Origin of the sequence: Paenibacillus sp. BR2-3 (assembly GCF_046529485.1) — a bacterium.
In the GTDB taxonomy this organism is placed as follows: Bacteria; Bacillota; Bacilli; order Paenibacillales; family Paenibacillaceae; genus Paenibacillus_AQ.
In genome coordinates, this window is the sequence record NZ_CP126311.1 from 1,789,621 (window position 1) to 1,808,261 (window position 18,641).

Annotated in this window: 13 protein-coding genes; 9 read left to right on the forward strand and 4 right to left on the reverse strand. The window is 42.0% G+C overall.

Going from position 1 to position 18,641, the window contains the following annotated elements; translation table 11 throughout:
• Positions 1-27: 27 nt before the first annotated feature.
• From PaeBR_RS08460 to PaeBR_RS08475, 4 genes are all read left to right on the forward strand, one after another.
• Positions 28-1,440 (forward strand): GBS Bsp-like repeat-containing protein, encoded by a 1,413-nt coding sequence (locus tag PaeBR_RS08460; protein ID WP_410514398.1) that lies wholly within the window; start codon positions 28-30, stop codon positions 1,438-1,440.
• Positions 1,441-1,514: 74 nt separating this feature from the next.
• Positions 1,515-3,143, forward strand: coding sequence for a hypothetical protein (locus tag PaeBR_RS08465; protein ID WP_410514399.1), 1,629 nt, complete (start codon positions 1,515-1,517; stop codon positions 3,141-3,143).
• Positions 3,144-3,359: 216 nt separating this feature from the next.
• Complete coding sequence (locus tag PaeBR_RS08470; protein WP_410514400.1) at positions 3,360-8,834, forward strand: RHS repeat domain-containing protein; 5,475 nt, start codon at positions 3,360-3,362, stop codon at positions 8,832-8,834.
• An 18-nt stretch (positions 8,835-8,852) separates the two neighbouring features.
• Positions 8,853-9,101: a hypothetical protein gene (locus tag PaeBR_RS08475; RefSeq protein ID WP_410514401.1), complete on the forward strand. Its 249-nt coding sequence runs from the start codon at positions 8,853-8,855 to the stop codon at positions 9,099-9,101.
• Between the two features lie 418 nt (positions 9,102-9,519).
• On the opposite strand, the gene istB is transcribed toward PaeBR_RS08475, so the two are convergent.
• The 4 genes from istB to PaeBR_RS08495 form a co-directional block, all read right to left on the reverse strand.
• Positions 9,520-10,263 carry an IS21-like element helper ATPase IstB gene (gene istB / locus PaeBR_RS08480; RefSeq protein ID WP_410514037.1) on the reverse strand — a complete coding sequence of 248 codons (744 nt, stop codon included), beginning with the start codon at positions 10,261-10,263 and terminating at the stop codon, positions 9,520-9,522.
• Positions 10,264-10,351: 88 nt separating this feature from the next.
• Positions 10,352-10,633, reverse strand: a complete 282-nt coding sequence (locus PaeBR_RS08485; RefSeq protein WP_410514036.1) for a hypothetical protein — start codon at positions 10,631-10,633, stop codon at positions 10,352-10,354.
• Positions 10,634-10,681: 48 nt separating this feature from the next.
• Positions 10,682-11,797, reverse strand: coding sequence for an IS21 family transposase (istA, locus tag PaeBR_RS08490; RefSeq protein WP_410514035.1), 1,116 nt, complete (start codon positions 11,795-11,797; stop codon positions 10,682-10,684).
• Between the two features lie 231 nt (positions 11,798-12,028).
• Positions 12,029-12,979 (reverse strand): sugar kinase, encoded by a 951-nt coding sequence (locus PaeBR_RS08495; RefSeq protein WP_410514402.1) that lies wholly within the window; start codon positions 12,977-12,979, stop codon positions 12,029-12,031.
• A 339-nt stretch (positions 12,980-13,318) separates the two neighbouring features.
• Between PaeBR_RS08495 and PaeBR_RS08500 the strand changes: the two genes are divergently transcribed.
• From PaeBR_RS08500 to PaeBR_RS08520, 5 genes are all read left to right on the forward strand, one after another.
• On the forward strand, positions 13,319-13,960 hold the full coding sequence (locus tag PaeBR_RS08500) for a bifunctional 2-keto-4-hydroxyglutarate aldolase/2-keto-3-deoxy-6-phosphogluconate aldolase (protein WP_410514403.1): 642 nt from the start codon (positions 13,319-13,321) through the stop codon (positions 13,958-13,960).
• 178 nt (positions 13,961-14,138) lie between these two features.
• Entirely contained in the window at positions 14,139-15,116 is a 978-nt protein-coding gene (locus PaeBR_RS08505; RefSeq protein WP_410514404.1) for a LacI family DNA-binding transcriptional regulator, read from the forward strand.
• 182 nt (positions 15,117-15,298) lie between these two features.
• Entirely contained in the window at positions 15,299-16,636 is a 1,338-nt protein-coding gene (locus PaeBR_RS08510; RefSeq protein WP_410514405.1) for an ABC transporter substrate-binding protein, read from the forward strand.
• A 90-nt stretch (positions 16,637-16,726) separates the two neighbouring features.
• A complete protein-coding gene (locus PaeBR_RS08515) occupies positions 16,727-17,611 on the forward strand; it encodes a carbohydrate ABC transporter permease (protein ID WP_410514406.1) in 885 nt (294 codons plus the stop codon).
• The gene (locus PaeBR_RS08520) at positions 17,611-18,438 is read left to right on the forward strand and encodes a carbohydrate ABC transporter permease (protein WP_410514407.1); all 828 of its coding nucleotides are present in this window, start codon (positions 17,611-17,613) and stop codon (positions 18,436-18,438) included. The genes PaeBR_RS08515 and PaeBR_RS08520 overlap by 1 nt, the downstream gene beginning before the upstream one ends.
• Positions 18,439-18,641 lie beyond the last annotated feature (203 nt).

Sequence of the window (18,641 nt, forward strand, 5' to 3'; positions counted from 1 at the left end):
TTGAGATAAAAGGTGGGAGGAAATAAGGTGGATAGAATTAAGCTTTTTTCACGACTATTTATATGCTCTTTATTTGGATTTATATTTCTTGGTGCTTCTTCAGCTCAGGCTGAACAATTAAATAGTAATTACATAGTTATAAATTGGCAGGAAACTCAAAAAAAGCAGACGATAAATATATACAACCAAGGAAGAATAGAATCTACAATTTTAGCAGACAACTCAATCATCAAGTATACATACGATCAGAACGGGAACTTGCTTAAAAAGCAAAAGAATCCTACTGCGGCTGAGCCATATATTGTTAGTTATTCTTCGCTTTCTTATGACATTTATGTGAAAGGTGTTCCAAGTAGCGCGAATCAGGTTCAGTTCCCAACCTGGACCTTACAAAATGATCAAGATGATATTGAGTGGATAGCTGGAGAGAAAATATCGGAAGGACTTTGGAAGGGTACAGTTAATTTTTCTAAACATAGAAATGAATTGGGTACTTATATCACTCATATTTATGTTGATAATGCATCAAAGGGGATATCAGTTCAAGTCAAATCTACTACCACTCTTGTAGGACCACAGAATGCAAATTTAAGTGCCAGTTTCTATGAAATTATTGCTGAAGGTGTTGGGGCAAATATCGAACAAGTTAAATTTCCAACATGGACAGAAAATAACGGGCAGGACGATCTGGAGAACCCGTGGATTATCGGTGAGAGAATTAATGAAACTACCTGGAGAATTAGAGTCCCATTTAGTAAACATAATTTTGAAACGGGATGGTATACCACTCATGCCTATGCATTTGACAAGTATGGAAATGTTGGAGGATTAGCTGGAACCTCGGTTAATGTATCAGGAGGTCCCGGGGGTTCTTCCGAGATGGACATATCAGGGATTTCCTACGATGTCTTTATTTACGGGGTTGATAGTAAAGCAACTAAAGTTCAATTCCCGACTTGGACCTTAAAGGGTGATCAGGATGACCTCGAGTGGATTGAAGGGGTGAAAGTAGCGAATGGTGTTTGGAAAGGAACCGTGGTGTATTCCAAACATAATAAAGAGATAGGGACTTATATTACCCATATCTATACAGATGGAAAATATAGTGGAGCCTGGGTATTCGATGTGAAAAATGAAGCGAAGATAACAGCCCCAGCGGAAGTAGCTTTAAGCCGTGGTTATTACGACATCGTTGTAGAAGGCGTGCCTTCAAGTGTTGCAGAGGTTAGATTCCCTACATGGACAGAAAACAACGGGCAAGACGATCTTGAAAATCCATGGATCCAAGGGGAGCGAATCAGTAGCACGTCATGGAGAATTCGTATACCTTTCTCCAAGCATAACAATGAAACAGGTAGATATGTTACTCATATTTATAGCTTCGATTCTTACGGAAATCACGATGCGTTCGGAGCTGTGGAAGTGAATGTTAAGAACTAATTATTGGAGAATATAAATCTTGTTCGGAGACCTGAACAGAACAGACAATAATAGCTAGAATGGAGTAGTCATAGATGCTAAAGAAAATTTTCATAAAAAGAAGACACCTTAAAAAAACACTCTTTTATATAGGGTTATGCTGTGCTTTCTTTGCGATTCTAGTTGAATCGTCGTTAGTTTATAGCTATTCGGATAATACTCTGACTTATAATTATGACGCATCAGGTCGTCTGAATTACTTAGAATCTAGATCGGATAGAGTTTATTATGAGTATGATTTACAAGGAAACTTAATTTCAAAAACCCGTGATGGCAGTCTCAACGGAACTTATAAAGTTACTGAGACGAGTTCTGCTTACGATGCATACGGCAGCATACAAGGTAATCGAAATTGGTACTACCAGGAATGGAACGGAACAACGTATGCAAACTTACAATACAAGAATGGACAGTGGCAGGGAACCAGTCCTTATACGCTGATCATAAATGATATACAGCATCCGGATGAAACGGATTCAGTTAGAATATGGGTTGCTCCCAAATCCGGACTAATTCGAATAGCGGGAAACGTAGCTAAGTACGACCCTAGTGGAGGAGATGGTGTAATCGTAAAGATATTAAAAAATAACATTCAATTATGGTCTAAAACGCTATCCTATAACGATATAACGGGTTATGAAGTAGGCTTGACCGTCGCCGTAAATACGGGAGACTCCATTTTCTTTGTCGTAAATAAGAACGACACTAACTTTAATGATTCGACCAGTTGGAAACCGGTTGTTTCATACATGGAAGCAAACTCTGCTTATGATGCATACAGCAGTATCCAAGGCTATCAAAATTGGTACTATCAGGAATGGAATGGAACAACGTATACGAATTTACAGTACAAGAATGGGCAATGGCAGGGAATCAGTCCCTATACGCTGATAAATAAAGATTTTCAGCATCCGGATGAAGCGGATGTAGTCAGAAAATGGGTTGCTCCCAAATCCGGAATGATTCGAATAACAGGAAACGCAGCTAAGGGCGACCCCAGGGGAGGAGATGGAGTAATAGTAAAAATATTAAAAGATAACATTCAATTGTGGTCAAAGACGATATCCTATGACGATACTACAGGTTATGAAGTAGGTCTGACTGTCGCAGTAAATACAGGGGATGCGATTTATTTTGTAGTCAATAAAAATGGAACCAATACTTGTGACACTACCAGTTGGAAGCCGGTTGTTGCATACATGGAAGCAAACTCTGCCTACGATGCCTACGGTAGCATCCAAGGAAATCAAGGTTGGTACTACCAGGAGTGGAATGGAACAACGTATACAAATTTACTGTACAAGAATGGGCAATGGCAAGGAAGTAAACCTTATACTCTGATTATAAATGACATACAGCATCCGGATGAAACGGATGCTGTGAGAAAATGGGTTGCACCTAAATCCGGAATGATTCGAATAGCGGGAAATGTAGCCAAGTACGATTCTAGTGGAGGAGACGGAGTAAGCGTAAAGATATTTAAAAATAACTTTAAGTTATGGTCCAAGTCCCTGTCTTATAACGATACAACGGGTTATGAAGTAGGTCTGAATATCGCTGTAAACACAGGAGACGCCATTTACTTTGTCGTAAATAAGAACGGCACCATTTTTAATGATGCAACTAGTTGGAAACCGGTCGTTTCATATATAAATAGCAACTGAATTTTATAAAGACATTTAACTCAACGGTAATTGATTTAGTAAATTCAAGTTAATCCAAGGAAGTCAATCTGCAAATTTAATTGAGTTCCAACTCTTCGGGGTTTAAGAAGTTTTTAATTTCAAGTCAACGTGATATCTTCAGCTGTTGAAGAAGATAATGTCGGTAGATAACTATAATACGAGAATATTTAAGAAAAATTACTGGGGGGAAATCAATTGAAACACAATAATTCATTAATGAAAAAGTTTTTGTTATTATTTTTATGCATTACTATTCTGTCACCAAATTTTCAAACAAATGCTGCAGCTAAAGCTTATAAGGATGAAATTATTGAAGAATTTAGTGAGCAAGATATTTCGAACAGTTCTTTAAAAGATAATTTAAAAGATTCTTCTATAATAAGGCCTGAAGAAAACGTTGTCGTTGCGAATGCAGTTTATGATACAGAAAGCATACAAAGAATAGCTAAAGTCAAAGCTTTAACAAGTCTAAGGGCTTCTCAGAAAGAGAAGAAGGGAAGTGTCAGTTCAACATCAAACAGAGCAGATTTAACCAAGAAAGAAATCGAAAATCTTATTCTATCGGGAGCAAGTAAAGAGGATATTTATTGGGTAAATATGCTGGTTAAAGAGACAAACTTGGCTCCTGACAAGATATTTAACAAAAAGAAAGCTGGAAATCAATCTTGGGAAGTACTTGAGAAACAAATAGAGGATGAGACTGGTGGTATACCGTCTTCGGTGGAAGATGCAGTTTATCAGGAAGTTCTTAAGACCGAGTTCAATACTGAGATTCTAACAGTTAAGGAATCTGTATATCAGGAGGGCAAACTGGAAGATCTCCTGGAAATAAACTCCTTGGAAAAATTAATGACTACTTTTGATTATACAGTAAATAGCGCTTTTGACGCTCTAATTACTCAGCAACAAATTAATCAAACAAATAAGCAACAATATTCCGATCGTAGCGGCACCAATGAATTAATAGACCCCGCTTCGGGTTCGTTAACTTGGAAAGAGACAGAGATTAGTTTGCCTGGGCGGGATGGTTTAGATCTTAACGTAGGAGTAATGTATAATTCTAACCAATCTTTCGCCTATATGAGAGATTATTCGAGCTATGGGCAAATAAAAAAATATAATTATTTGATATCTCGCTATGATTTGGGAATGGGTTGGTCATTTCAGTTTCCATCTGTTCAACTAGCCGATGGGTACTTGTTTTATCACGATGGGCAGGGTGCCGTATACCGTGTAGATTTTAGTGCTGGGGATGCTTTGGGAAGCTATACTCATTTGGTGGGTTATCAGGGGAAAGACTTGCAATTTTTACAGGATAATGGAACGTTTAATAATGGTCAAGCTGGCTCCGCTTATTACTTGCAATATGGAGATAAAAAAAGAGAATATTTTGCAAGTGACGGAAGATTATTGGGTATCGTAGACCGATTTGGAAATACGATAAAGTTCGAGCACATGGATCGTGTCACCTATGATGGACAGACGAATAAAGTAATCTCTATGATTACGGACAGCTTGGGAAGAAACATTAACTTTAGTTATGAAAGTAATTTGAACACAACGGATTCATTTTATGGAGAAACTATCACGGTTAGTGTTACGACCAGCGGAACGGAAACTGAAAAAGTAACTTTCAAAAAATGGAGAAGTTCGCTTACATTCAACAACAATCCTGACGGATATGCACCATCCTTATGGTCAATTACAAACCAGATTGGTGAAAACACATATTTTAGTTACGATAGTTCGGTTTCTGCAAAATTTCATTACTCTCAAAAAGTTCTGGATTCATATGCAGGATATAACAGTTATCATAGATTAACAAGTGTGAGTTACCCTTTCTCTACTTCTAATTATCAATATGAACTTGTCACCCGAAATTTGGGCCCGTCAGGGCTTGGGGAAGAATACAGAATAAAGTACAGGAATGATTTGATAAAGAGCACCTATAATCAGGTGAACTACTCGTACCTAGGAGATTACACGGGATATCCTACTTACTGGGATCCCAACAATCTCCCTGAATCCTATGGCTTTTCATCGAAGGCTATTTTTCAAAGCAGTTCGGCTACAAACGGACTGGCAACAACAACCTATTTTAATGGGTTACAGCAAAAGATTTCAACAGTAGTCGAGGCCCCAAATGGAGAACGTAAAGAAGAGCGAAACATTGCATTTCATCCTACATTTAAATATTTACCAACACGAACTTTTTATGCTGACTTCGGAGTGGGTGATTCAGATAGTACTGCCAATATACTCTACTCCGATTTCAGCTATACCGATTGGGGAGCCATACAAAGCCAAACATTACCGCTCACACTGACTCAACTGAATGATTCATCGATAAAAGCTAAGTATACAACAACGACTACTTACGAACCGAATTTCTATCTTCCCGACACATTATCTTGGTATCAAAATGAATCTACTTACGCCACTGAGAGCTATAAATACAATGAATATGGAAGGATATTAAGGTACACTAACCCCAAGAACGAAGAAACTATCTATACCTATGAGCCTATACCAGGTGACGTGAGAAAAATAAGTAAGGTCACCGAAGAGAAACCTTTGCAAAATGGAAAGGTATCCAGAACAGTAACCACCTACGGATCCGAAACCAATTATGGATATCCTACAGAACAAATAAGCTATTTCACCAATGTTTCAGCCAGCGGGCAACAGAGCTCGTCGTCTGTAAAAAAACAGATGGCTTACAATATGGGTTCAGGAAACTTGCAGGACCAAACCGATGGAAACGGAAAGAAAACAAATTATACGTATGATTCACTGGGAAGGGTCTTAACCATTACCTATCCAACGGTTACAAACCTGAACGGCGAGCAATATGATGTACAAGATCAGTATACCTATACAAAGGTTTATGCCAGCACAACTTATTTTGATATTACAAACCAAGGCATATATTATCTTAAGGTGAATTCCAAGCGTAAATATACGCAAAAATCGAACGGAACGATAACGTACTTATCCAATCAAAATGAGTATTACGATGGGTTAGGTCTCTTGAGGTTGGAAGAAGCAGTGGATACAGGGGCGAAAACCCAATACCATGTGGACGATTTGTCCAGAGCAGTTTATGTAATAGATCCTGTAGGAAATACAACTACCGTTAAATACGATGTTTGGGGAAAGCAGAATGAGGCTGAAGATATTTATGGTAATTTGTACATTAGTGAGCATAATTTGAAGCTCCGTAAAGTGATAAATTATACTGTGGCTTCTTCAGGGGTTGCAGCTTATCGCTACAATATGAATGATGCAACAGTGAAGAGCAGTTATATAGAACAAAATTATGATCAATGGGGTCAATTACTCTCTAACGTAACTTATAAAGACTTGTCAATTCAAAGTGAGTCAACTAAGGTTTCTGAGTCGTATAGTTATGATATTGCAGGCAATGTATTGACATACACAGACCCCAACAAAAACTTAAACAACGAGGGAGTGACAACAAAGTATACGTATGATGTGTTAAATCGCTTGAATTCCCTAAAAGATTCGATGGATCAGATTACTAGTTACCAATATGATCGCAGCGGACAGATCATAGATACGACCATGCAAAATAGTATAAATGGGACATCGGTTAGCTTAAAGAGTAAAGCTTATAACGAATTGGGCTTACTCTATAATAAGAAAGATGCAGCATCGCTCAGTGAGAATCAAACCTATAATCAACTAGGGTTGCTTGTACAAAAGACAGATCGCAATGGTACGGTCTTTAATTATCAGTATGATGAAAGAAATCAGGCAGTTAGTAGTTTGCTCACAGGAACTGGAGGGAATACACAGCAAAATAAGAGCATCTTCGGGAGTAGTGAAATCAAAAACGATACGTATGAGCTTTATCTAGATGGAATAAAAGCAGCTTCGCAAACGTCAACAATAGATACTCTAAAGCGAGTAACAACACTGTCTTCTCAAGCAACAGGCTACTCTGCTTCAACAGCATATGTCTATGATAAAGCGAATCGAACTACTAGATTAACGGGTACACAAAGTGGGATAGGTAGCTTTTATATCAATTATCAATACAGCATGCAGCGCCTGGATAAAGTCCAAACAAACGGAAGCCCTACTCTTAATACTACGGCAACGGTGAATGCTACCTATGAGTATTTTTCAACAGGACAGGTAAAAAGTATCACCTATCCTACGTTAGCAGATGGAAGTGTATTAAAAACAGAGTATACGTACGATAGTTTAAATCGCTTGGGGACATTGCAAAATAAAAAAGGCACAGAAGTTCTTTCCTCATACACGTATCTATACGACAATAATGGAAATATAACTACAGTGACAGAAGCACTAAATAATGGAGCGGGAAAGACGACAACTTATGCTTATGATAAATTAAATCGTCTTTACAGTATTGTACGTCCAGATGGAGGTGGAACTACAACCTATGCCTACGATCTGCAAGGAAATCGACAGATCGTCTCGGATACATCTTCTATTCCATCAGAGTATGCAAATACAAGCTATACCTATGACTTGCAAAATACACTAACTGGAGTTACAAAAGATAATAGCTCAACCTCAATAAGCTATTTACCTAGTGGATTAAGATATCAGAAAACGAGCGGTACCATAAAAACACAATATAACTATAATGGGAATGGAGAAGTGATCTCTGAGGCCAAGAGTAACGGACAGATAGCAAACTATGTAAGGGGAGATCGATTGTTGGTGAAGAAGGATGTCACCACAGCGAAAGACTATTATTATTTATACAACGGTCATGGTGATGTGGTTCAAATCATAGATACAAACGGGATTGTTGTCAATTCATATTCATATGATGCATGGGGTAATATTACGAATCAGACGGAAGGAATATCCAACTCCTTTAAGTATGCTGGGGAGATCTATGACGAGGATACGGGGCTTTACTACCTGCGAGCCAGATATTATGATCCTAGTATCGGAAGGTTTTTAAATGAGGATACGTATGAGGGGCAGATTACAAATCCGCTGAGTTTGAATTTGTATACGTATGGTCATAATAATCCCTTAATGTTCATTGATCCATCAGGAAACAAAGTTGTTTTCAGCCAAAATCAATATGATTATCTAAAAAGTCTTGAATATAAGGGTAACGCTGGGCAGAAAAAATGGGCTAGGCAACAATTAGACGCTGGGATGGCTTTTTATGATACGAAAACGAAAAAAATTGTTTCAGGATCATTTGATAGTGTTACCGAAGATAATAGTATTGTTTATGATTTAATTGGAGGCATAGGTTCTGTTTTAGTAAAGGGTACAGCAAAAATTATAGGTAAGAAGATTGCAAAAGAACTTACAGAGGCTGCTGTTAAGAAAACGGAAAAAAAGATTTTTTGGGGAAGTTGGGATGAGTACAACAAAGTGAATTCAAACGGGAAAACCTACGCTAAAGTTGGAGATAGGCTCTACTCAAAACATGCAGTAGATAGGATGCAACCGAGTGGTAACCGTTATGGAAGCCAGATTGTACAAGCAGGGGGCGATTATGGTAGAAGTGTTTCACCGACTTATGTAGAAGAGGTATTAAATTCTGTTAAACCTGTTATTCAGCAAAATGGCAACCGCTCCTATGTTTCGGGCACTCTTAATATAATAACTAATGAGTGGGGCAACGTTGTTACCATTATTACAAAATAACAAGGAGTGAACAATTATATGGATAAACAATTAATAAAAATTCAGTCTATATTTGAAATGTTTATACTGAAGAAGATTGGAATTGAGGAACTGCAAAGTAGATTGGAGACAGCAATCATACCAGAAAATTTTGAAGATACTATAAAGGAATTAATTAACATTATTGAAGAAGTACGCTTTACAATATTAGAAGAAAATCAATATCTGCATGTTTATGATATTATTAATGATGTCCAAGTCAAACACATTAATAAACCTACATTTTAGTATATTTATTAACAACGGAAGAGAAGATTGATCGGTTGATGAGTCTTACGAAAGTTTGGGGATTTTGGCTAAATAGATTAGAACCAAGGCACCCCTTTGAATAGACATTGGAAAACCCTTGGTTGTCCGATGAATTTCTAGGGGTGCGTTTTTATGGCGATTAAAGGTCAGAAATTCAAACATACTCAGATAGGAAATATATAACAAGAAAACTCAGCTGAGAGATTACAGCAGAATCCCATGTGTTTAGCTGGAAGATTTCCTGAAAAAACTGGTATTCGGATCAACAAAATGAATATTTCGATGAAATAGAGCCATCATTCCGGTGATAAGTGAGCCAGTCCTCTGGGAAAAGTGAGCCACCTCTCCGGTGGTGGGAGCCACCAGTAATCGGTAGCTCCCGTAAAAGTAGGAATGGTTAGTTGATAAGTCCTTTGCGCTTACGCATGGAGTCCATGCCTTCGATTGTGATCGTGTAGGATGAATGTACGATTCGGTCGAGAATAGCATCTGCCAATGTGCTTTCACCAATTTTTCCATGCCAGCCGGCAGGAGCGAACTGTGAGCAGAATAGGGTGGACCCGTTTTGATGGCGTGCCTCTACAATTTCAAGTAGATCCCTGGCCTCGCTTTCTTTTAGCGAAACAAGCAGCCATTCATCCAGGATCAACAAAGGAACCTTCTTATAACTTTTCATCACCCTTTGGAAGATCCCCTCCCCTCGTGCGACTGCCAGCTCATTTAACAGTTCGGGCAAGCGTATATATTTGACCGGGTAGAAGTTCCTACAGGCGGCAATGCCGAAGGCACAAGCCAGATAGGTTTTACCTGCACCTGACGCACCCATAATGATGATATTGAGTTTGTCATGGATGTACGTGCCGGTTGCCAAGCGAAGGATCTGTGTCCGGTCCAGTTTGCGATCGGCGTGATATTCAACGTCTTCAATGTACGCGTTGCTTTGTTGAAAGTCTGCCTTGCGGATTAACGTGGTCAGCCGATTGTTCTTTCTTCTAGACCATTCCGTGTCAACCAGGAGTCCAAAACGCTCTTCAAACGAAAGGGCTTGAAAGTTTGGATCCAACAATTGATTTTGATAGGCGTCCGCCATAGTGGAAAGGCGCATTTCGTGTAGTTTGCGTAGGGTCGGTTCATGCACCATGGGTTAACCCCTCCCGTAATAATCTGCGCCGCGGATGAAGCCATGGCTTTCAGAAGGGGATGAGGGTTCTTGTGTTTCTGGCTGCGCTTCAAGCCGATCCTGTCCGGTGGTTAGAATCGTTTAAGCTAGGCCTTGGCGTGTAGGACAATGCCCTGGCGCAGGCTGCTTCAAGGCGAATAACGCCATGTTTGTCGGCAAGCTTGAGAAGGGCCATACAGCTTCTGTAGCCCTGCTGCTCTACCTTATGGGAGTTGAGGATCGCTTGGACCGCAACAGCAGTATGCGTGCCAACACTTTGTGCCCAAGAGATAAAGCGGTTCGCATTCCATTGGATGAATTTTTTATGGCTCTCCGGCATGTGATCTTCCACCGTGCTGTACTGCCCCGGCTTTCCATGAAGGCGCGGGTGGGAGCATACTCAGTTATTCTGGTAGAAGACTTCAATCACGCCCCTCGTCATTCGTACATCTACGCGATGCTTAATATATTCATAGGGGATAGAGTAGTGCATTTTCTCAACGCTTATATGATAATTGAATTGGACAGTGGCGGTCTTCCAGGTCGCCAACTCATAGGGGGTAGCAGGCAAGGAGAGTAAGAACGGTTTTTCTTCCGTCATAAAGACACTGTGCCTGCTCCCTTCTTTTTTCTGAAAGGGCTTTGCATTTAAGGCATCGAGTTTCTCCCGGATGGCTAGATTTAGTTCAGCAACACTGAAACACTGTTGTTTACGTAGCGCCGCTAGAATCCATGTGGAGGCTACACCAACGGCTCCCTCCACATTCGGCTTGTCCTTTGGTTTACGGACACGTGCAGGAATGACGGCGGTGTTGTAGTGCTCAGCCATCTCATGATAGATCTTATTGATCACTGGGGAGTGCCCGGATGCTTTTTCTACTCCCGTCTTCAGATTGTCCGGAATGAGTACACGAGTGGATCCACCAAAGAATTGATACATATGGATATGGGCGGTAATCCAGCTCTCCTGATCTTGCGAAGCAAAGGCTTCCACATAAGCATACTGGCTGTAGGCCAGCACGCCAACAAAAACATACATGGTCATGATCTCGCCTGTCTCACGGTCGATGATGGACGCGGTTTGCCCTGCCCAATCCACTTCAAGCTGTTCGCCTGGCTTACGCTGGATACGCATGGTTGCGTTCGATTTCATGGTGTACTGCTGATAGTGGTGGCAGAATTGCGAATACATGAGCGGAATCTCTTGGCTCGCTCGGCAGTTCTCGCAATACTCATTCCAAAGCAAACTAAGCGTTACCCCGCTTTTAGCCATCTCCTTGTGGATGTACGCGTAATCCGGATGCTTGCGGGTCGGAGCCTGGGTCGCCTCAGCAAACAGCCGCTGGCGAAACTCACCATCCGTTAGATCTTTCTTTAACGGCCAGACAATCCCAAGTTCTCCTGCTCGTTGAATGATTTTGGAGACGGTGTTGCGCGAGCAGGCGCAACTGAGGGCGATGTTACGTTGGCTAATCCCTTGGCTATGAAGCCGAAAGATTTCACGATATGGGGTCATGGTATGACCTCCTCACGAATGATTTGCGCTATCTTTCAACAACGCATAAAAATCATTCTAGCAGGAGTTCCATGCAATGGCTCTCTCTTCCGGAAGGGTGGCTCAAAAACGCCGGAGAGGTGGCTCTCACTCACCGGAACGATGGCTCAATTTGCTCCGGAGTATTCAACAAAAAAACATGCCGACCAACATTACGGTTTGGTCGGCATGTTTTATTTGTCTGAAGATAGGCTATACTGTCTGATTCATAAATGACGCCAGACCTGCACGGGTCGGCAGACCATCCATATCACCCGGCGACATTACTGCCAAAGCGCCAATGGCATTCCCGCGTTTGACGGCCTCCGCTACCGGGAGCTTCTCCAGCATAGCGCTGATTACACCGACGGCAAAACCGTCCCCGGCGCCAACGGTATCCACAACTTCCTCTACTTTAAAGCCTTGTACATATCCTTCCTGTTCGGAAGTCTTATAATAAGCGCCTTCAGGTCCAAGCTTAATCACCACAAGGGAAACGCCGCGCTCCAGATAATAGGCTGCGATTTCCTCCGGTGTATCAAGTCCCGTGAGGGTTTTGCCTTCGCTGAGTCCCGGCAGGAACCAGTCGCAGCGTGTAGCAAGATCATTAATGGTGCTTACCATGGTCTCGGTATCCGGCCACAGGGTTGGGCGCAGGTTAGGGTCCAATGACACCGTCTTGCCTTTACTCTTCATAAATTCCATGGCATGGATGGAAAATTCATGGCAGTTCTTGGACAGAGCAGACGAAATGCTGGTTACATGCAGATGTCCTGCGGAAGCGAAGTAGGCTTCATCGAAATCAGCCAGGCTGAGCTTCGAGGCAGCGGAATTTTTACGGAAATATTCGACTTTGGGATCGCCGGTAACGACCTTGGATTTGATCAGCATTCCGGTGGAATGTTCTTTGGTAAAAGTGACACTATTTGTATCGATACGCTCTTTGTTCAGAGCCTGAACGATAAATTGGCCGAAATTGTCTTCGCCGAGCTTAGTCACATAGCCGGTTGGGTGTTCCAAACGGGATAAGCCGGCAGCAACATTGCTCTCCGCACCCGCCAGGGCTTTGGAGAATGAAAATACCTCCGCCAGCGGTCCTGTCTCATTCGCATAAAACATAGCCATCGGCTCGCCGAAAGTGACTACATCCAGTTGTTTACTCATTACTTGTTCCTCCTCAGGGAATCTACTCCCTGTAAAATAAATTGTAATTTGAAATCATCACATAAATCGGTTTTGTACAATAACACATTGCTCATCAATAACATAAATTCTAAAAAGAAACCCGAGTAATAATAATATATTTCTTTATATACAAAGGATTTTCGCGCATGAAAAAGAAATATTCATCATATTCACACAAAAATAGATTGACTGTATGCGACATTGTTATTACTATTTTCTTAGCGGTTATCGTACTGTTGTTAGTAAATTAGATAAAAATTTTTATCTAAAGTAGAGGTTTATTGTTTATCCTATGTTTGATTAGAGAGGGAGTTAATGATGAAGAAAATAAAAGTATTGCAAAACGTGGCATCTGTCGGTGTAGTTGCTGTCATCCGTGCTGATAATTCCGAGGATGCCTTCAAAATGTCCGTAGCCTGCGTCGAAGGCGGTCTTAACAATATTGAAGTAACCTTTACAACACCGGACGCGGATGTGGCGATCAAGAAACTGGTCGCTGAATACGGAGACAGAGCCGTAATCGGTGCCGGTACTGTACTGGACCCGTTGACTGCAAGAATTGCCATTCTGGCTGGTGCGGAATTTGTGGTAAGTCCTTCTTTTGAAGAAGACACAGCAAAAATGTGCAATCTTTACGGTATTCCTTACATGCCCGGCTGCATGACGCTGAGTGAAATGAAGGAAGCCCTGAAGCTGGGTGTGGATGTGCTGAAGCTGTTCCCGGGCAGCGCCTTCGGACCGGATTATGTCAAAGCGGTTAAAGGGCCTATGCCTCATGTGAACATTATGCCTACGGGCGGCGTCGATCTGAACAACATGGACAAATGGATTGCTAACGGCTGTATCGCTGTGGGTATCGGCGGCAACTTGACTGCTCCGGCCAAAGAGGGGCGTTACGATCTGATCACCGAGCTGGCTGCGAAGTATGTTGCGAAGTTTAAAGAGATTAAGGGCGTTTAATCTATAGTAATACAAGAGATAAGCCAAGCTAAATGCAGGCTATAGTGATTGTGAAAGGTGAAAAGCTGTATGACTAATTATTTAGTCTGCGGCTTTTTTCTAATTCAGTTTTTCAAAGTTTGTGTGAATTCCGGATATCGGGTATAGTTTTTTTATACTAGATTTGAAAGAGGGAGTTATGGTTACAATTCATGATGTCGCTTTAAAAGCAGGTGTGTCCGTTACCACGGTTTCTAGGGTGCTAAACAACCGTGGCTATCTGAGTGAAGGCACGCGCAGCAAGGTGTTCCAGACGATTGAGGAACTCAATTATCATCCGAATGAGATTGCGCGTTCTCTCCTGCGCAAGCGTTCAAATATTATAGGGCTCATTATTCCCGATGTGTCTCACCCCTTTTTCGCGGAGTTGGCAAATCATGTGGAGTATTATGCTTACCAGGACGGTTGCAAAGTATTGCTGTGTAACTCTCGCCTGGACCCGGTGAAGGAAAAGGAATATATAGAGATGCTGAAGCGGAATATGGTGGATGGCATTGTGATGGGTAGCCATACCCTGCAGGTGGACGAATACCGCAATCTGCATTCTCCCATTGTGACGATTGATCGTCAGATTGATGCAGATATTCCTTATATATCTTCAGATAATTATCGTGGAGGGGAGCTTGCTGCTGAGCTGCTTATTTCCAAGGGCTGCCGAAAAATTGCGCATATCTGCGGTAATCTGGAGCTGCAACTTCTGGCCAATTACCGCAGCACAGCTTTTCGGGATGTCATGTTCAGACATGGTGTGGAACACGTTATTATACAGACGGACATGAACGTATTTGACCATGCTCAATACGGTCAGATTATAGAGAAGCTGTTGAATGAGCACCCTGATGTAGACGGTATCTTCGCAACGAGCGATATTATTGCTGCCTTCGCCTTAAAAGGCTGTACTAAAGCAGGGAAAAGAGTCCCTGGGGACATTCGTATTATTGGATACGATGATATAGGAGCGGTCTCCTGGTTTGCGCCAGAGTTAAGCTCGATCAAGCAGCCTATTAGTGAAATTGGTCGGTTAGCAGTAGAATTAATCCGTAAACAACGTGACGGCGAGCCCTTTGAGCGGGAGAATATTCTTGCAGTAGAGCTGATGGAAAGGTCCACTACTTAATCCACTTATACATTTTTGAGAATTCAAGAGTTCCTTTGCCTTGTGCGAAGGAGCTCTTTTTTAGCCGAAAAAATATAAATTGTTTTACTGTGTTAAACGTTTGACATATATTAACCGTTTGACATATAATCCGTTTGTAAGCGATTTTATGAAGCTTGAATTTAAAATTAGGGGGAAATAAAATGAAGCTTTTCAAAGGGACAAGTTTAATGATTTTGTTACTGGCATTTGTCGTGATTCTGTCCGCATGTGGGAGTTCTGCCGGGGACAACAAGGAATCTGCCGGGGACAGCAAGCAATCTTCCGATTCCGGAACGGCCAATGTGAAGATTTCACTACTCAATTCCAAAGGCGAAATACAGACACAGCTTGAGGATGCGGCTAAGGCTTTTCACGAGGATAATCCCGATATCACCCTTGAGATTCAGGCAGTTCCTACTGGCGGTTCACCCTTTGAACGTGCCTCCACTTTATACGCTTCCGGCAACCCGCCGACCATGATCATGCTGGATACGGGCGACGTTGAGAAATTCAAGGATCGCATTTTGGATCTCAGCGGAGAGAAGTGGAATGGGGATGCGGTGGCAAATGCTACCGACCTGACTACGTTTGACGGCAAGAACTACGCCTTCCCGCTGGCTGTTGAAGGCTACGGATTCATTTATAATAAAGCGGTTGTTGACAAGGCGGTCGGAGGAAGCTTTGATCCGTCCACGATTAACACGACTGAAGCGCTTGAAAATTTGTTCAAACAGATTGAGGCCTCTGGCAAGAAGGCGCTTGTCGTCTCGCCAATGGACTGGTCGCTTGGAGCGCATTACTTACCGCTTGCTTATGCAGGACAGAACAAGGACATGGCAGAGGTTAACAAATTTGTGGATACGCTGCGTGCGGGTACTGTTAATCTTGCGGAGAACAAAGTGTTTAACGGATTGATGGATACCTTTGATGTGATGATGAAATACAATATTGATCAGGCTTCTCCTTTGTCAGGCACTTATGAACGTGGACCGGAACTCCTCGGTAAAGGGGAGGTTGGCATTTGGTTCATGGGAAACTGGGCGTGGCCGCAAATTAGTGGTTTTGACACAGCTAAAGGGGAATATGGCTTCCTGCCTGTACCGATTAGCAACAATTCCGCAGATTATGGCAATCAGGAAATTTCCTCCGCGGTCTCCAAACGTCTTATAATAGACAAGGAAAAGGCTACACCTGAGCAGCAGGCAGCAGCCAAAAAGTTTTTGGATTGGATCGTATATCAGGATAAAGGCCAAGACTTTTTGGTGAACAAGGCTAACATTATTCCGGCCTTTAAAAATATAACACTTCCTGCCGCAGATCCGCTCGGTAAGTCCATTCAGGAGTATATTGCTAGTGGCAAGTCCGAGCAATCCATGAGTGCTTTACCTGCCGATCACTGGTCTATTCTGGGAGCTTCGATGCAAAAGTATCTGTCCAAATCGGGTGATCGCGCGATGCTGGTCAAAGAAATTGAAGAGTACTGGAAGACTGCGAAGTAACGAAAATACAAGACAGGGGCAATGGATAAGGGCTCAGGACGTCCTTATTCATTGCTTTCTTCTAAATAAAACACAGAGAGAAGGATCTCCATGATTACGGAAAAAGGAGTGTGGAACCGGCTGCGTCTGCGGCTGCTCTTTACCGGGCCTATCTTGTTTGCGTTCATTACCGTGATGATCATACCGTTTCTTTATGGTATCTACTTGACGTTTACGAGTTGGGATGGTATCTCAACGACCCAGTCGCTGGTCGGCTTTCAGAACTATGGGGCGGTCTTTAAGGATGCGGAATTCTGGAAATCGTTCGGTCTGACGCTGAAATATGTACTGTTTACTGTTGTATTCATTAATGTGTTGGCTTTCCTGCTCGCGTATGTGCTCACCAAAGGAATTAAAGGACAAAGCTTTTTTCGGGCAGGGTTCTTTCTCCCCAATCTGGTTGGCGGCATTGTACTCGGCTTCATCTGGCAGTTTATTTTCAATAATATTCTTGTGTATCTGGGGCAAAAGGTGGGAATCGGACTCTTCAGCGCGTCCTGGCTGGCAGAACCGGACAAGGCCTTTTGGACGCTTGTTATAGTTACGGTCTGGCAATACGCAGGTTATATGATGGTAATTTACGTGGCAGGTCTGACCGGAGTTCCGAATGATATATTGGAGGCAGCCAGCATTGATGGGGCAAGTGGTTGGCTAAAAATGGTTAAAATGACGATTCCGCTCATGATTCCTTCTTTTATTGTTTGTATCTTTCTGTCTCTGCAGCGCGGATTTATGGTATACGATGTCAACCTCACCTTAACGAAGGGCGGGCCGTTTAAAAGCACTGAATTTGTTTCCATGCATGTCTATCAGAAGGCTTTTTTATCCCGCGACTACGGCGTGGGCCAGGCGGAAGCGCTGGTTTTGTTCTTGCTGGTAGCCGCCATTACACTGCTTCAGGTTTATTTTAGCAAGAAATTGGAGGTTGAGGCATAATGGCAGATTCCAAAAAGGCTTCTTCCTTACTTAAGCTGTTAGGACTCTCGTTGGCTCTGATTCTGTTCGTCTTTCCTTTTGCGGTTCTTCTGCTCAATTCCTTCAAAGAGAATAAGGAGATTACCTCCAATCCACTTTCTTTACCTAGTACCTTGGACTTTGCCAATTATACGAATGCATTTAATAAAATGGGTTACATCTACGCATTTTCCAATTCGTTAATTATCACGACACTTAGCGTACTGTTCATATCGCTGTTTGCGGCAATGACGGCACATTATTTCGTGCGAAACAATACCAAAGTCAACCAGTATACCTTTCTTCTGATGGTCGCTTCGATGATTATTCCGTTTCAGGCCCTCATGATTCCATTGGTCAAAATTTATGGATCGCTCAATATGCTGAATAACAAGTGGTCGCTGATCTATATGTATATCGGTTTTGGCAGCTCGCTCGCAGTATTCATTTATCATGGTTTTGTTAAAAGCATTCCCAAGGAACTGGAGGAAGCTGCGCTGATCGATGGATGTACGCGGACACAGACTTTTTTCAGGATTGTCTTTCCTGTGCTGATGCCGACAACAGCGACCATCGCCATTCTGAACGTGCTATGGATATGGAATGATTTTTTGCTGCCTTCTCTTATTCTTGTCGATTCACAGCAACGGACCCTTCCGTTATCCACATATAATTTCTACGGAACCTATACAGTAGATTATGGTCCGCTTATGGCGAGCCTGGTGCTCACCATACTGCCGATTATTGTCGTGTATCTGTTTGCGCAGAAATACATCATTCAAGGGGTCATGCAGGGTTCTGTCAAATAAAACATGTTTGTGACCTCTATGAAAGGCTGACAGCTATGAGCTGGAGGCGCTGTTTCAGGCTGAAACGGCTGTTACATGGACTAAATGTCTATGAACAGCCGTTTCTTTTCATGTCATTTTTGTGACAAAGTTATGTAAAAGATAGTTTGAATGATAGAAGTTTCCCTTGTATGATTAGTAGGGCTTCATAGGCCAAAATCAGG

What these genes read in the sequence shown, in the direction of transcription:
- PaeBR_RS08465 (WP_410514399.1), top strand. Translation starts at nt 1,515, where the DNA reads ATGCTAAAGAAAATTTTCATAAAAAGAAGACACCTTAAAAAAACACTC.
- PaeBR_RS08475 (WP_410514401.1), top strand. Translation starts at nt 8,853, where the DNA reads ATGGATAAACAATTAATAAAAATTCAGTCTATATTTGAAATGTTTATA.
- istB (WP_410514037.1), bottom strand. Translation starts at nt 10,263, where the DNA reads ATGGTGCATGAACCGACCCTACGCAAACTACACGAAATGCGCCTTTCC.
- istA (WP_410514035.1), bottom strand. Translation starts at nt 11,797, where the DNA reads ATGACCCCATATCGTGAAATCTTTCGGCTTCATAGCCAAGGGATTAGC.
- PaeBR_RS08495 (WP_410514402.1), bottom strand. Translation starts at nt 12,979, where the DNA reads ATGAGTAAACAACTGGATGTAGTCACTTTCGGCGAGCCGATGGCTATG.
- PaeBR_RS08500 (WP_410514403.1), top strand. Translation starts at nt 13,319, where the DNA reads ATGAAGAAAATAAAAGTATTGCAAAACGTGGCATCTGTCGGTGTAGTT.
- PaeBR_RS08505 (WP_410514404.1), top strand. Translation starts at nt 14,139, where the DNA reads ATGGTTACAATTCATGATGTCGCTTTAAAAGCAGGTGTGTCCGTTACC.
- PaeBR_RS08510 (WP_410514405.1), top strand. Translation starts at nt 15,299, where the DNA reads ATGAAGCTTTTCAAAGGGACAAGTTTAATGATTTTGTTACTGGCATTT.
- PaeBR_RS08515 (WP_410514406.1), top strand. Translation starts at nt 16,727, where the DNA reads ATGATTACGGAAAAAGGAGTGTGGAACCGGCTGCGTCTGCGGCTGCTC.
- PaeBR_RS08520 (WP_410514407.1), top strand. Translation starts at nt 17,611, where the DNA reads ATGGCAGATTCCAAAAAGGCTTCTTCCTTACTTAAGCTGTTAGGACTC.